Here is a 14,477-nt window from a genome sequence, read left to right on the forward strand (position 1 = left end):
ACTTACGTAGTATCTACAATGGCTGGCGCGCATTATGAGTTCCTATTAACGACAGTTGCATGAGCGGAGATAGATTTGAGCAATAAAACTAAAAGTGAGCATCAATCGGCACAGGCTCAAACTAAGCACCTGATTTTTGGTGCAGGTTTAATCGGTTGCTACATTGGCGGCGCGCTACTGCACGTTAAACAAAACGTGAGTTTTGTTGGTCGCAAGCGATTTCTCACGCAGCTAGAGGGTCAATATACACTATCCGATTTTGAAGGCAATCGCGTCACAGTGTCACACGATGCAGCGCTAATTGATTTGGCGCAGAACACTGATTTGCCTCAGGCTGATGTAATTTGGCTGACCGTTAAGTGCACCATGTTAAGTGAGGCTATCAGCGAGATGCGTCCATGCGTGGGTGACAAAACTGTCATTATTTGCTGTCAAAATGGCGTTAATACCCACCAAGAAGTTGAACTTGCTTTTCCTCATAATCATGTGATCCGAGCCATGGTGCCATTTAATGTGGTTAACGATGACGATAAAGTATTTCATCGAGGCTCTGAGGGTAAGATGATCATTGAAATAGCCAGTGCACTTGAATCTTCAACAAAGTGGCTAAGCCGACAGTTAAGCACACCGATTTTACCGCTAGGAATAAGCTATCATATGACTGCCCTCCAGTGGGCTAAACTTCAACTCAATATGGGAAATGCAGTTAATGCGCTTGCAGACGTTCCTGTAAAGCAAATGCTAGAGACTCGAATATATCGACGATTTATCGCGCGTCTGATGCGTGAGTTGCTCCTGGTTACTGAAAAACAAAAAATAAAACTACCGAAAATTGCAAATTTGCCGAATACATGGATACCAAAAGTACTAACGCTGCCAGATTGGTTGTTTAAGTTACTCGCACAAAAGATGATAGCCGTTGACCCAAAGGTGAAAACATCAATGTGGTGGGACTTATCACAAAATCGGCAAACGGAAGTGGATTTTATTCAAGGTAAAGTCGTTAGCGAGGCGAAAAGGCTAGATGTTCCAGCTCCTGCTAACGAATGGACAGTATCGTTGATTCATCGCGCCGAAAAGGGCGAGCGAATGAGCGCAGAACAGTTCAAATCAGCCTTGGAACAATTTGAGTTAGAGCAGGACACATGACGACAAAGCTTAGTATCGTAAAAAGTGGATTAAATAGGGCCAATATGAACGCAATCGAATATTCTCAAAAAGCAGCAGAGCTATTCGCAATACCGGAAACGGCAACGCTAATCAAAAAGATGTCCGATTCGGGTAAAGCCAGTGTTCAAGATATTGCCAATACGGTTATGCTCGACCCAGGGCTTGCCGCCCAGATACTTAAGCTTGCCAATAGTTCGATTTATCGTTTTTCTCGAAAAATAGAAAGCATCGACAGAGCCATCCAAGTGATTGGCGTTAAATCGGTATACGACTATGCTTTGATTTTCAGCATTTCAAATATTTTAGGGCGAGAGCAAAGTAAATATATTAATGTGGACAACTATTGGAAACAAAGCTTAATCACGGCGATTATGGGCAAATACATTGCAAAGCTTTGTGGCGAACGCGACATACACCGCGTCATTACAAGCGGGCTGCTGCACAATACAGGTGAGCTGGCGGTATTACGCGTCAATCCTCATTTGATAAAAGACTGCAATTTAATCGGGCCAACTCAAAAGCCTAGATTTGCTCAGCAACAGACGCTTGGTTTCACCTACGCTGAAATATCAGCGTCATTGCTGCAACGTTGGTTGCTACCAGATTCTATTGTATCGACGGTGGCCATGCAGCATCACGATGATGTGCCGTCGGTCACGATGGAAAGTCAAATTATTCAACTTGCTTATGAGTTATCTTTAGTCATGGCATATCCGCATCTGTACAACATCGAACAACACGTGCCGAGCTTTTTGTATGAATGCCTAGATATAAGTGCCGAGCAATTAGTCGCGCTTTACGACACCGTAAAAGACGAGTGCAACGACACCTTAAAAATCTTCAATAAAAACGTATCTGAGGCAGCTTAAGGCAGTCAGAAGCTCAATTCAGGCTGGCCGCTAGTCAAATACAGCAACGGTTTGACGAGATAGTGCTACAACTTCACCGTGCGCATCCCAGCAAGTTGCTTCGGTGTGACCGTAGCCATTTGCCGCTTGACGGGTATCTTCCTTATAGGCAAACCAGTCGCTAGGTTCAATCTGTTTGTGAGGGTAAATAAACTCCACATTCCAACTAACCGTAGACGCGGGTGCAGGCCACTTTAGTTGCTGAATAAGCGTGGGTGGCCAAGCATCCAGTAGGCATATAAGATGCGCTTCATTAGAGGTCTTGGGCGCTTTTTTGAATCTCATCCATCCATGATAATGGCTGGTTTTTTTACCAGTGAAAGGTGTGCCTCCTGATTCAATCGCTAAATCGAAATGTTGCAAAAATTTCGGAGTGACTTTGGGAATTTGAGGAATAAACTTCGCTTTCTTTGGTAAAGCCATGCTGTGGGATTCATTGTTTTCCACGCCTGTTTTAGATACGCGATCAGCTGCAAAGCAGAATTGGCTTACCACGCAGACCTTGCCGTTTTGTATAGCCCTTGCTTGAAGCTGAGACACATTTTTGCCTTCTCTCACAATTTCTACACTGATATTAAAGGCTTGCTCGCTTATCAAAGGCCCCACAAAGTTAGTGCTCATGGAACGAAGCAAACGCTCTGAAGCAACATACTGCTTGCTAGCTTCATACAGCATGGCGGCAGATAAACCACCGAACACAGTGCGCCCTTGCGACCACTTTTTAGGGATTAAAAACGCTTTGGTGTTATCTTCTTGTTGCGAGGATGCTATTGCTAGGAGTTCATCAATATTCATATTGGTTTTATTTAAACTGTGACTGCGCTATGACTAGCTAAGTATATGAGTTAAAAGTGATTAAAGTTCATTCAATATTCTTTAGCTTAAAAACTTAAGCAATAAAAAAGTCCAAGCGACAAAGATATCGCTTGAACTGTTTTCATTCATATACTGTAGCTTTGCTTAGTACAGCAACATGCCTATGAAGTTTTGCGGCTGTTCTTTCGCCTGTTCACGCAAGATTTCAAGCTCCCTCTCGTTGGCGAAGTGGCTGTCCCAGTGATCAAGCTTTGGCTGCATGAGTTTAAACCAAAGTGGGGGAATCAGCACAATGCCGATGGTTGAAATATAGCCACTGATCATCTCTGGTGAATCTTCCATCGGCTTGAGCTTTTCAAATGGCAAAGCGCCTTGGGCATGATGGTGGCTGTGGCGCGGCAGATTAAACATGGCCCAGCAGCTTATTTTCCGATTAGAATTCCACGAATGCTTTGGCTTAACTGGCTGTTTTGGATCTCTGACTAAGCCATAATGCTCCATGTAATTCACCACTTCTAAAAGCAACTTTGCCATAATGCCAATAGCGCTGAAAAATAACACGCCTTGCCAGTTCGCTAAAACGAAGGCCAACGCTAACCAACAGGCTGTCATCATCCAACCTCTCAAGTACGCGTTATGATAACTTAGCAGACTCTGATTTTTACGTGCTAAACGCTTTGATTCTATTTGCCATGCAGACATGTTTGTGCCGATAAGCGCTCTAACAACATGTGCATAAACGTTTCTGCCTCGCGGCGCTGTAACCGGGTCATCTTTTGTCGCAACTTTCGCATGATGATTGTAAACATGTTCGATGGAAAAATTGGCATCAAAACTTAAAGACAGCAACCATCTCCCCATACTAACTGCAAATTTACTGCGTAATCGATGTACCAGTTCATGCCCAACAACGGTGGCTGCGCCAGCGAGTAAAAACGCGCAGAAAAGTACTGCAATCGCAAGCTGCCAAGGGGCTGTTTCCGCTTTGGCTGCAACCAAATCATAGTGAATTGCAGCGCTAATATTAGTCATTATGCTCCATTCATATGGCGTGACTAACCACATGGCAATAGTCAGCATAATCAGTGCGATAGGCAAAGCGCTGTAAAGCAATACATTAAGTAAGCGTTGATGCGTTAATGTTGGCGTGGATATATCGTCACCCAGCAGTGCGTCTCCTAACACGTAAATCCCAACGAATAGAAAAAAGCCTAACCAAATAAAATGGTTAGCAAGCAATAAACAAGCGCAACCGATAAATATCGTTAGAAAATAATGAAAAAACTTTAGGTAATGGAACATCTCAGTCACTCCTTTTTATGACACGATTAGAATGACAGTTGAATGAACAAGGCGTGATAGCAAATTCTGACAATAAGGAGTCATTTCTTGCCAATTATTCATAAATATCTTAACGTTGTGACATATACAAAGTGCGTAAAACAACTAAGGCGGATAAGTGCATGTTGGTTAACCAGCTTCCCGTATTCTATTTTGGACATTTGTTTAATGTCTTAAACGACCATGCTGTGCCGCTTGAGCGATGGCTAGCGCAGCATAATCTTGATAAAGAAAGCTTGTTGAAACCTGGAGCAAATATTTCAACGCAACAGTTTGATGCCTTAATGCAGGGAGTGCTTACTCAAACTGAGCTGCAGCATTTGGGCTTGCTAGTGGGGCAACGCTTGCAAATTGCGCATCACGGTGCCTTTGGCTTAGGTATTTTAAACTGTAATAGCATTCGCAGCATTATTAAGTTTGTACAGCAGTACATGATTACGCGCATACCTTTCATTGAAATAACCGCGTTTGAAGAAAATAAGGAAATAGTCATTCTGGCGAATGATGCTCACTGGGAAGGGCATTTGCATCGTTTCATGATAGAGGCAGTTAGCCTGGCTATGTACAACCTCTTTTTAGCACTTAAGCAACGCCATCCAGACATTAAAATTAATCGATTATTTTTTGACTTTGAGAAGCCGCATTATCATCAACGCTATACTATTTTCGAACCGGCAGAAATTTCATTTAACAGAGGATTCAGTGGGCTAGCCTTTGATTTGAAGTGGGCTGATTTTAGCCTAAGCGAAGTGGACCCGATGAGCTTTGAACAAGCCAAACAAATGTGCGACATGGAGCTACAAAAACTGCATGAGTATATGAGTGTAGCAGCAAAGGTTCGCGAGTGGATGATTTCAAATGAAACCTTGTACCCGAAGTTACAAGAGATTGCAAAAATTCTGCATATGAGTCCACGCACTTTGCACCGTGAGCTTGCCAAAGAGGGATTCACCTTTAAAGAAGTGGTTGAACAGTTTCAAGCAAAAAAAGCGCGTGAATATTTGCTTGCCTATGGACACTCAGTGAGCAAAACTGCGCTATTGTTAGGTTATTCAGACACTGCCAACTTTCGGCGGGCGTTTAAGCGTTGGTATGGATGTTCGCCTTCCGATTACTTGCAACATCAAAGGGATTAGAAACGGCGTGAACCAAACAAACTTCCAGATAAGCAAAGAGCCAATATTGATGCACTTTGCCCATGCCAATAGCTTTCCTGCGGGGAGTTACCGGGCGGTATTTGACGAATTTAGAAAGCTGAACAGTGTTTCTGAAAATAAACAAAATGTGCAGATATTTGCGCTTGATAAGTTCGCACACGACAGTCAATTTCCAATCAACGACAACTGGCATAATCCAGTAGACGAGCTGATCCACCATATTACTAAGCATGTGGAAAAAACGAGTGCTTCCAAGCAAAAGGTGATTGCAATTGGCCATTCTTTTGGAGCAGTCATTTCCTATATTGCCTGTTGCAAGCGCCCTGAGCTCTTCGCTGGTTTAATTATGCTGGACCCACCACTAATTACAGGCTTTGCGCGTTTTATCTTCAGGTTTGCAAAAGGCAACAGGCTGATTGACAAAATCACCCCTGCAAAGCAGACACAAATGCGTAAACGTAAGTGGCATAAGCACGATGATTTAGTTGCTTATTTTTCCGAACGTACCTTATTCAAAAATATGGAAAAACGTTGCATCGAAGATTACATCAGTAGCGTAACAGAGCATCGCGGAGAGCATCGATTGCTTTCATTTGATCCCGATATAGAGGCAAGTATCTTTCGGACTATTCCTCACAACTTACCTGACTACTATGGGAAGCTTGAATGCCCCGCTAAAATTATTACAGGCGGATTTACTGATGTCTGTATACCGCGCTTGCGCAATCCTTTTCTAAAAGCCAATCCAGAGGTTGAACATCAAGCTTTGCATACAGGGGGGCACATGTTTCCACTTGAGCATCCAAAGCAGACCGCTCACGCCATTCATCAAACCCTCGTTAGTTGGGCGCGCTAAAGCGCTTGAATCATGTCGCGTGTCACTAGCACAACACCGCCTTCTGACACTCTAAAACCCCGAGCTCTGTCTTCGTCGTGATTTAAGCCGATATGCATGTTGTCGGGAATAATGCACCCTCGGTCGATAATGGCTTTACGAATGTGACAGCGTGTACCAACTTCCACACCGGGGAGCGCAACGCACTCTTCCATGATGCTATAAGATCTGACGCGAACATTCGAAAAGCAGATAGTGCGTCGTAAGGTCGCTCCAGAAATGATACAACCGCCTGACACCACGGAATTAAGTGCTTCACCGCGCCGATCCTCTTGTTCCCATATGAATTTAGCGGGAGGGAGTTGTTCCTGATAAGTCCAGATTGGCCAACTTTTATCATAAAGATTGAGTTCAGGCACGGGAGCCACCAGTTCCATGTTGGCATCCCAATAGCTGTCGAGGGTGCCCACATCACGCCAATAAGCGTCATTTTTAGCGCTTTTTCTAAAATCAAATGCGAATACTTTGTAGTTGTCGATAATGCTAGGAATGATGTCTTTACCAAAGTCGTGATCAGAGTCAGGATTAGCCCCGTCGCGCTCTAACTGCTCAAATAAAAATTGCGTGTCGAATACGTAATTCCCCATAGACGCAAGGCAATAATCGGGCTCATTGGCAAGTGGGGTTGGGTTTTCTGGCTTTTCAATGAAATCACATACCTTATTCTGGTCGTCCACCGATATCACGCCAAATGCGTTTCGGGCTTGCTCAATCGGGACAGAGATACAGCTCACTGTCATTTGCGCGCCAGATTCAACGTGCTGAGCCAACATAGGACCATAATCCATTTGATAAATATGATCGCCCGATAACACCATGACATATTTTGGTAGCTCGTCACGAATAATATCAATATTTTGATATACCGCATCGGCTGTGCCTTGATACCAATCTTCAGAGAAACGCTGCGAGGCGGGTAATATTTCGATAGATTCACCCAGCTCTTTTTTAAAATGCCCCCAGCCACGCACCAAATGTCGAATTAGGGAGTGCGATTTGTATTGGGTTAGCACACCAACATTACGAATGCCTGAGTTGATGCAGTTCGACAAAGGAAAATCGATAATTCGAAACTTACCTCCGAAATAAAGCGCAGGCTTGGCTCGCCAGTTGGTGAGTTCATGCAAACGCGAGCCGCGACCACCTGCTAGTACCAGGGCGTATGTATCTCGTGTTAAGTTACTAATATAACGGTTATTGATACGTGACATTCGATATCCTTTGCTAGTGTTTCACGGTAAAACATCGCCTTAGGCAAGTTCTATAACAATTCATTTACATTTTGTATTTAATCATATGCTCGTTTGCAGAGCAATCTAATAAGCGATAGACGCAAACTCAAAATAATTCGACTATGCTGAACCATGGCTGGGTCTTCGTACTATCAATAAGGCATTATTTTTATTCAGGATTTATACTTTGATTCATAACTGCATGACTGTCTACGTTTTAAACGATTTTCGCAATGAGATTAACGCTTAGTGAAAACAAATAATCAAACGCTACTCACCAAAGCGCGTCGACTCGGCTTAATTTTGATTGCTAATAAATTAAGCGATAGCCTGCTGTCGGCCAAAACGACTTTACCCACCTTATTGAGTGTATCTGGCGCGCCCGGATGGATGGCTCAGCTGCTTGTTCCCATTAGAGAGTCAGGAGCCTTGCTTCCACAAGCGCTTTTTGCGTTTTTACTGCGCACTTATTCACGACGAGACATTGCTTGGCAGTTAAGCATGTTTATTCAGTTTGTATCAGGCGCACTGTTGCTGGGCTTAGGCTTAACACTTGAAGGACTTGCTGCAGGGCTCGCGATCCTTGTCTCACTGGTCCTGATGAGCTTGTCACGTGCGCTCTCATCGCTGACTACAAAAGATATTCAAGCCTTTCATATTGATAAAGGCGACAGAGGGAAACTACTGGGTAGTGCATCAACCATTTCTAGTGTAATCAGCATCGCCATTGCCATAACGGCATTGCTAGGATCGACATCACTGTCTTCAAATAAACTGATTATCTTGGGTAGCATCGCGCTTGCGGCAAAGTTGTTTTGTATGTATTTAATGCGCCCGCTCAAAACCTCTGTAGAGATTGATAAGTCAAGCGAGCAAGAAAAGAAGCTCGGCGGTTTTTTTGCACTTGCGAATAAAAATAGCTTAATGAAATTCATTGCTGTGCGCTCACTGTTAGCGCATACCGCTTTGTTGGCTCCTTTGTTTGTGCTTTCCTACGATGGTGGACTGATTAATCTCTTAGCCCTATTGATTATCGCACAAGGTATTGCAGACTTCTTGTCATCCTATATTTGGGGGGCATTGTCTGATAAAAGCGCACTGTTATGCATGAGGTTTGGAGCAGCAATCGCATTTATAGCAACGGCATGTTTGCTCTTTCTTCCTTTGTATTTTGATAATTTGCTCAGTAGTAATGTCTTTATTTTAAGTTTATTTTTTATATTGAGTATTGGGCATCAAGGTGTGCGAACAGGCAGAAAAATCTATGGAGTAGATATCGCTGAAGAGCAAGACAGGACTGAATTTGTGGCATTTTCGAACACCTTTGTTGGGGTTTCGTTGCTTGTGCTGGGCAGCGTGTATGCGCTTATAAATGCATACGCCCCGCAACTGAGCCTGAGCATGATGCTCCTTGGCTTAGCACTTGGCATTACCGGCACTTTCTTTTTAAAACGCGAAAAGTAAGCTTTATGTCATTTTACGTACCACAAAAGGTCATAAAATCTTCATTGAAAGCGGGCGGGGCAGCTTGTGTATATTTTATGTCGTCAGGCCAAGTAAAGGGCTGTTGAACGCTAGCTAACAGCGCCGTAAACGCAGATAAGTCGCCTGTTTTTTGCGCCAAGCTTAAGGCTTCTTCAACTAAGTGATTTCGAGGGATTACAACTGGGTTAATTGATTCCATTGTTTCAGCACTTTCGACGCTGTGTTTATGTCTTAATGCTAACCATGCCAGCATCGGCTCGGGGTTTTGACATTTCGCGACAAGAGTGAGGTCGCCTGTCAGTTTTTGCTTAGACAGTAGAATTTGTGTCAAGTAGACGTGAGCCTGCGTCCAATCTAATTTTTGGTCCAATAAAATACCTTGCCATTGCGCGATTATCTCATCTGCTATATCGCCGGACATACTTTGCTTTAACCCCAGTTTATTGCACATCACTTCTCTAAACGCACTCTCATACTGGGGGATGAAATCTTGCACCGCTTCTGTAGCCAGTTCAATAGCTCTATCTCGTTGATGCTCTTCACCTGAGGAAGCAGCGTCGTCTTGCTCCTTTGCAATTAAAGGTAGCAAAGTTTCAGCAAAGCGAGACAAGTTCCATTGAGCAACGGCTGGCTGATTCATATAGGCATAACGACTGTTTCGGTCGATGGAGCTAAACACGGTTTTTGGGTCGTAAGTGTCCATAAAGGCGCAAGGGCCATAGTCGATTGTTTCGCCGCTAATGAGCATGTTGTCGGTGTTCATAACACCGTGAATAAACCCAAGTCCCATCCATTTCGCTACCAGCTTTGCTTGTGCAGCTATGCTTTCTTTTAGGAACGTGAGTGTTTGGTTTGAATCGTTTTGTTCCTGACGCTTATTTCGCAAGTTTGGAAAGTGCCGCTCAATGCAGAAATCAATCAGTTTTTGCAGCACATCATATTGCTCTCGTGCAGCAAAATATTGAAAGGTTCCTATGCGAATTTTACTTGCAGCGGTGCGAGCGAGCACCGCGCCTGCTTGAGGAGGATCGCGATACACCGTTTCGCCTGTTGTGGTTACGGCAAGTGAGCGCGTGGTAGGGACGCCAAGCGCGGCCATTGCTTCGGAGATTAAGACCTCTCTAAGCATAGGCCCAAGTGCCGCTTTACCATCGCCGCCGCGTGAAAATGGGGTAGGGCCACTGCCTTTAAAGTCCAGCTCAAACAGCTTGGACTGTGAATTTTCAAGTTCACCAATGGTCATGGCGCGACCATCACCTAACTGCGGATTAAAATGCCCAAACTGATGCCCGGCGTATGCTTGCGCTACCGGCTTTGCATCAATAGGAAGCTGTTGTCCCGAGAAAAGCCGAGCGAGCTCATCACCAGATTCAGGAAATGCGTTTTTAAAATCACTCATTAAATCATGATTGATGTAAACAAGTTTGGGGTGGGGGAAATCAAGCGCGTGCGCGTCAATACAGCATTCGCTGAGTGAATTAGTAAAACGCTGATTAAGTCCTAAGCTGTAGGCCTGGTTTTTCATTATCTCGAGTAATATTCCATGTAGGTGTGGGGCTAGCCTGATAATTCATGGTTAATACGGTGAGGCGAAGTAAAAACGACCAATCTAGTTATGCTGTTTTTCTCACATTCTATTTACTTGCTATATGCTCACGATATTGCTTTTCTGTCTCATCCCACTTCCAATTGATACCACCAAAACTCGACACAACTGCAATTACGATATAGCTAAACAACCATATCCAAAAAGCCGACTCCTCAAATCTACCTTTAACAATGCGGAGAATAAAAGCGATGATCAAAAAACCAACTAAAACGGGGATACAAACCTTAAAGCCATTTCTAGTGACATAATCTCGCTTTCCCTTTGCTCTAATTCTTTTCCAATTTTCTAACTTTTGCTGATTCCAATTAATATGCAGCCACATAGACATAATCGCCTACTTAGTGGGAGGCAATGCCTCCTTGCAATATTGTTATTCAGCTTTGTGTAATCGTGAAGCGCTTTCACCACCGGCTGGGCCACCGCCTCCAATCGCTCCACCTGCTCCCCCTAAAGCCACAGAACGAATCGCCCAACCTGCACGAACGAAGCCAGAAGTTGCGGCCGCTAACCCAAGTGTTCCGGCTGAAGCAGCACCTAATACAGCTCCGGCGACTGCGCCACGCCAACTGCCACTTTGAGCACCAGCTTATACCACCAGTTAATGCGTCAAAACCAACTACACCCAATGGCGCAAAGCCACCGCTTACGTTTACAACTTCCACGCTATTGAGTTTTTTTTTGCAATTTCGGGATGCCTTGCGGACCTTCACGCAATACTTTTCTATCTCCAAGGTCAGTGGACTCACACAAAGATCACCTACCCACTGAGATGCCAATCTTTGGTAAGTACAGCATTGTTAGCGGCTCACACTCATACCTACTATCGTCACCAACCAGAGCATATATTGCTGTATTAACTGGTACAACGTCACTACCCATAATCCACGACGAAGCTTTCACTGCAAGGAAAGTGGTTACCACATCATGTAAAAAATGAATTTGATGCATTTCTAAAGTGTGGTCGGCTTGAATATGGATTTTCTTCACGTAGTCTACGATGATTGCAAACACGAAAAACTAGTAGTGTTTAGCTGCAAAAGGCGAGGTTTCTGTCCCAGCTGTGCGCTAGACGTATGGCTGAGAGTGCCAATCTATTGGTCGATGATGTACTTAAAAGATATCTAGTTCGTCAATAGGTGTTGAGTTTACACATCCCGCTTCGTCTATTGCGTGCTAGGTATCCGAAACAATTGTGCAAAGTCATGCAAATCGTTCATCGCGCTATTGCGACAAATATTGCTTACTCTCACTTTCTTACTGACCAGTCCACCAATTCTAAACTTTCAACACGTTTGAACTCTCTTGTGTTGTTTGTGACGTAAGCGGGTTTTTCGCTTGACACTCATTTCTTTGCTTTTTTTGAGGAAGAAAAGAAGATGCCGTAACCCAACCATAAAAAGCCCGCGAGTAAAAAACTCAGCTTTATCCAAATATTTATAGGCAGAAAGATAAGAGCAAAACAAAGCGCATTAAATATGAGCATGGCTGTAGGGAAGCATCGCGCTTGGCGATGCTTATTTTTAAGCCTGTTAAGTAAACTATCGGAGCTTGAATGCCGCATATGTACCACCAATAGTGCCTAAAAGGCCACCAACTAGACCACCAACGAGCATACCTGCTGGACCTCCGACAGCACCGATCTTCACTCCTAGCCCTGCACCAGTTCCAAAACCGCCGATACCGCCTACGGCAAATTCAAAACTACCACCACCACTCGTCGATTCGATTTCTTTTACGTTTAATTCTTTCATAAAATATTCATCCTTAATTCATTTTATAAATTGCGTAGCCTACGCCTATTGCAGCACCAATACCCATGCCCGCAAAACCGCCTATTCGACCCCATTTAGCGCCAGTCAACGCGCCATTCATTATTCCAGCCATGGTGCCTGCAGCAGAGCCGAAACCACCGCCCGCCGCGCCACCGATAAACCCGTAAGCAAGTGCATCACCGCCACTTACGAGCTCCAACTCATTATTCCGTATTTTTTGCATAATAATTCCTTTCGAAGATTAGATAGACGTATTTCTATCTGGTATTAAAGTTACATTTTTTCTGCATAAAAAGGAACTGTACTGCAGGTTAGAAAGCAGATTGCTATCGCAAAGATGCTTTGTGCAAGACACTTTCTATTGGATAGATGAACGCGCATGATTAGGTGTGATGTAATCAAAGGCTAACGGCTCGTGTCCCGGTATATTCAACTGCCATCCCGCACCCATATTAAGAATAAATTTGTTGATAATGATGTCCCAAACAATCACTGATAGTGCGATTGCGCCGCTTTCAAACTCCCTACATGGGCTTTGCCAATCTGCTTGAATCCTTCCATATCATTGCTATTGCTATTGCCGCTGGCGGGTTTCAAATAAACAGCAATGCCAGATTGATTATCACAAATCAAATTCAGAATAACTTGATTTAACTCCGTTCGATGGTCTCTGGAGTACCCCTTACATAAGCATACAGTGTGCATATTATCATCCGGCGTCTCTCGTCCATCGTAATGAAAACTGCTGGATTCCAAGTGCAAGGATTCACTGGCTAGGCCTAAATGCGACACAACTTTTTCGCCGAGCTGTTGGTATAAATAAATGATCCCATAGTCATACAAAGCATCTAGACAACGACCTAAAGCAGCATCGTTGATATGTTTAACCTCAGTGTTTTCTCCCAACAATCTATCCAACGGCTTATCTTTAAAATATTTACCATACATATGCAATGTAAGACCGGTGAAACCTAGACCGTTGATGATCATGGCTACCAGCAGTTTTCTGCCAGTGGTGGACGTAGCGTTTGGTTACGCCATCGACTTGAAAATCTCATAAGACAAATTAACGCATTAGAAGAAAAAATGGCGTCCGAAAACAATATCATTTTGACCTCGGCGCAAGTTCAAGCGCTAGAGAGTAAGACAAAAGATGATGAGGCATGTGGTGAAGTCGATACTGATATTTTGAAATGGCTAGTAATAGATTTCGTTGTTCACGGTGTTGTTTATTGCTACGGTTTTTTGGCGCTAAAACTATTAACCATAGGCCAATTCACCATCGTATTTGTGGTGGTGTTTTTGTTTATTCAGCTTCACTCATTGCTTAAGGCAAAGTATACTTTTTAGCAATTTAATGCGCTTTTTATTGTTCGCTGAGAAACAAATTTATTGACGCCGATGCCAATCTTGCCAATAAGTTTGTGCCCGTTTTATTGGCATTAAAAGCTGCTTTTTCTAAAGGATAACGTGAACTTTATTCTCTTTTTTATCGTTGCGTGCGCTCTTACCTTTAGTCTATTCCGAGAAATCTTAAAGAGGGGATCAGACAGTATCTTACTCACTGTTTGGAAATTTTTTAGCTATTACACTACGCTTTCAAATTTTTTGGTATTAATCTGGTTTGCAGCTTTAGCGTTTCTGCCTTCAAGTGAAATTGGTCAGTTTGCGCAAAATGCGAATGTTGCTGCTGCAATTACTTTCTATATACTGACTGTGGGTATCGCGAATTATTTGATTTTTGGTTGGCCTAAGCTCTCTGTGTATGAGCGCATTTCTGATCTTTCTGTTCATGCGGTCACGCCCGTCATAACCTTTGTTTACTGGTTGGTATTTTCAGAAAAGGAAGCACTACAGTATTCACTGATCGGGTATTGGCTAATTTTTCCGATAAGTTATGCGCTATACACGGTCGTGCATGGCAAATGGTCAAGGTTCTACCCCTATGAATTTACAAACGTGCAAGTGCTCGGTCTTAAAAAAGTGGCATTGAATGCCATTGCTTTGTCTATTAGCCTAGTTATAGGGGCAGCGTCTTTTATACTGCTGGGGAAAACAGTTGGCCGATTATAAGCGTTGAACAATGGTGCTG

15 protein-coding genes and 1 pseudogene are annotated in these 14,477 nt (G+C 43.5%); 8 read left to right on the forward strand and 8 right to left on the reverse strand.

The features are described 5' to 3' along the window. Positions 1 to 75: 75 nt before the first annotated feature. Both PN836_RS02215 and PN836_RS02220 read left to right on the forward strand, forming a co-directional pair. Positions 76 to 1,149, forward strand: coding sequence for a 2-dehydropantoate 2-reductase (locus PN836_RS02215; protein WP_395342988.1), 1,074 nt, complete (start codon positions 76 to 78; stop codon positions 1,147 to 1,149). After that, entirely contained in the window at positions 1,146 to 2,039 is an 894-nt protein-coding gene (locus PN836_RS02220) for an HDOD domain-containing protein (RefSeq protein ID WP_395342990.1), read from the forward strand. Before PN836_RS02215 ends, PN836_RS02220 begins: the two co-directional genes overlap by 4 nt. 30 nt (positions 2,040 to 2,069) lie before the next feature. Here the strand turns inward: PN836_RS02220 and PN836_RS02225 are convergent, their stop codons facing one another. Next, positions 2,070 to 2,873, reverse strand: a complete 804-nt coding sequence (locus tag PN836_RS02225; RefSeq protein WP_395342992.1) for an acyl-CoA thioesterase — start codon at positions 2,871 to 2,873, stop codon at positions 2,070 to 2,072. Positions 2,874 to 3,038: 165 nt separating this feature from the next. After that, the gene (locus PN836_RS02230; RefSeq protein WP_395342994.1) at positions 3,039 to 4,196 is read right to left on the reverse strand and encodes an alkane 1-monooxygenase; all 1,158 of its coding nucleotides are present in this window, start codon (positions 4,194 to 4,196) and stop codon (positions 3,039 to 3,041) included. A 161-nt stretch (positions 4,197 to 4,357) separates the two neighbouring features. On the opposite strand from PN836_RS02230, the gene PN836_RS02235 reads away from it, so the two are divergent. After that, positions 4,358 to 5,371, forward strand: a complete 1,014-nt coding sequence (locus PN836_RS02235) for a helix-turn-helix transcriptional regulator (protein ID WP_395342996.1) — start codon at positions 4,358 to 4,360, stop codon at positions 5,369 to 5,371. A gap of 7 nt (positions 5,372 to 5,378) precedes the next feature. Then, positions 5,379 to 6,248: an alpha/beta fold hydrolase gene (locus PN836_RS02240; RefSeq protein WP_395342999.1), complete on the forward strand. Its 870-nt coding sequence runs from the start codon at positions 5,379 to 5,381 to the stop codon at positions 6,246 to 6,248. On the opposite strand, the gene glgC is transcribed toward PN836_RS02240, so the two are convergent. Continuing rightward, positions 6,245 to 7,498, reverse strand: a complete 1,254-nt coding sequence (gene glgC / locus PN836_RS02245) for a glucose-1-phosphate adenylyltransferase (RefSeq protein ID WP_395343002.1) — start codon at positions 7,496 to 7,498, stop codon at positions 6,245 to 6,247. The genes PN836_RS02240 and glgC overlap by 4 nt on opposite strands. A gap of 270 nt (positions 7,499 to 7,768) precedes the next feature. On the opposite strand from glgC, the gene PN836_RS02250 reads away from it, so the two are divergent. Then, entirely contained in the window at positions 7,769 to 8,983 is a 1,215-nt protein-coding gene (locus PN836_RS02250) for an MFS transporter (protein WP_395343003.1), read from the forward strand. Positions 8,984 to 8,996: 13 nt separating this feature from the next. On the opposite strand, the gene PN836_RS02255 is transcribed toward PN836_RS02250, so the two are convergent. Together PN836_RS02255 and PN836_RS02260 are read right to left on the reverse strand one after the other, a co-directional pair. Next, positions 8,997 to 10,529, reverse strand: coding sequence for a protein adenylyltransferase SelO (locus PN836_RS02255; protein ID WP_395343006.1), 1,533 nt, complete (start codon positions 10,527 to 10,529; stop codon positions 8,997 to 8,999). A 109-nt stretch (positions 10,530 to 10,638) separates the two neighbouring features. After that, a complete protein-coding gene (locus PN836_RS02260) occupies positions 10,639 to 10,941 on the reverse strand; it encodes a hypothetical protein (protein ID WP_395343007.1) in 303 nt (100 codons plus the stop codon). Positions 10,942 to 11,585: 644 nt separating this feature from the next. Here PN836_RS02260 and PN836_RS02265 point away from each other — a divergent pair. Beyond that, complete coding sequence (locus tag PN836_RS02265) at positions 11,586 to 11,738, forward strand: hypothetical protein (RefSeq protein ID WP_395343009.1); 153 nt, start codon at positions 11,586 to 11,588, stop codon at positions 11,736 to 11,738. 413 nt (positions 11,739 to 12,151) lie between these two features. Here PN836_RS02265 and PN836_RS02270 read toward each other — a convergent pair whose 3' ends face one another. The 3 genes from PN836_RS02270 to PN836_RS02280 form a co-directional block, all read right to left on the reverse strand. Continuing rightward, positions 12,152 to 12,364 carry a hypothetical protein gene (locus tag PN836_RS02270; protein ID WP_395343010.1) on the reverse strand — a complete coding sequence of 71 codons (213 nt, stop codon included), beginning with the start codon at positions 12,362 to 12,364 and terminating at the stop codon, positions 12,152 to 12,154. 13 nt (positions 12,365 to 12,377) lie between these two features. After that, positions 12,378 to 12,608, reverse strand: a complete 231-nt coding sequence (locus tag PN836_RS02275; RefSeq protein ID WP_395343011.1) for a hypothetical protein — start codon at positions 12,606 to 12,608, stop codon at positions 12,378 to 12,380. Between the two features lie 266 nt (positions 12,609 to 12,874). After that, positions 12,875 to 13,375, reverse strand: a complete 501-nt coding sequence (locus PN836_RS02280; RefSeq protein WP_395343014.1) for an IS1634 family transposase — start codon at positions 13,373 to 13,375, stop codon at positions 12,875 to 12,877. Positions 13,376 to 13,390: 15 nt separating this feature from the next. Here PN836_RS02280 and PN836_RS02285 point away from each other — a divergent pair. Together PN836_RS02285 and PN836_RS02290 are read left to right on the forward strand one after the other, a co-directional pair. Beyond that, a pseudogene (locus PN836_RS02285) lies at positions 13,391 to 13,567 on the forward strand (IS481 family transposase); the annotation flags it as partial. 288 nt (positions 13,568 to 13,855) lie between these two features. After that, positions 13,856 to 14,458, forward strand: coding sequence for a Pr6Pr family membrane protein (locus tag PN836_RS02290; protein WP_395343016.1), 603 nt, complete (start codon positions 13,856 to 13,858; stop codon positions 14,456 to 14,458). The last annotated feature ends 19 nt before the right edge of the window (positions 14,459 to 14,477 follow it).

The organism is Ningiella algicola, from assembly GCF_028401415.2.
In the GTDB taxonomy this organism is placed as follows: domain Bacteria; phylum Pseudomonadota; class Gammaproteobacteria; order Enterobacterales; family Alteromonadaceae; genus Glaciecola.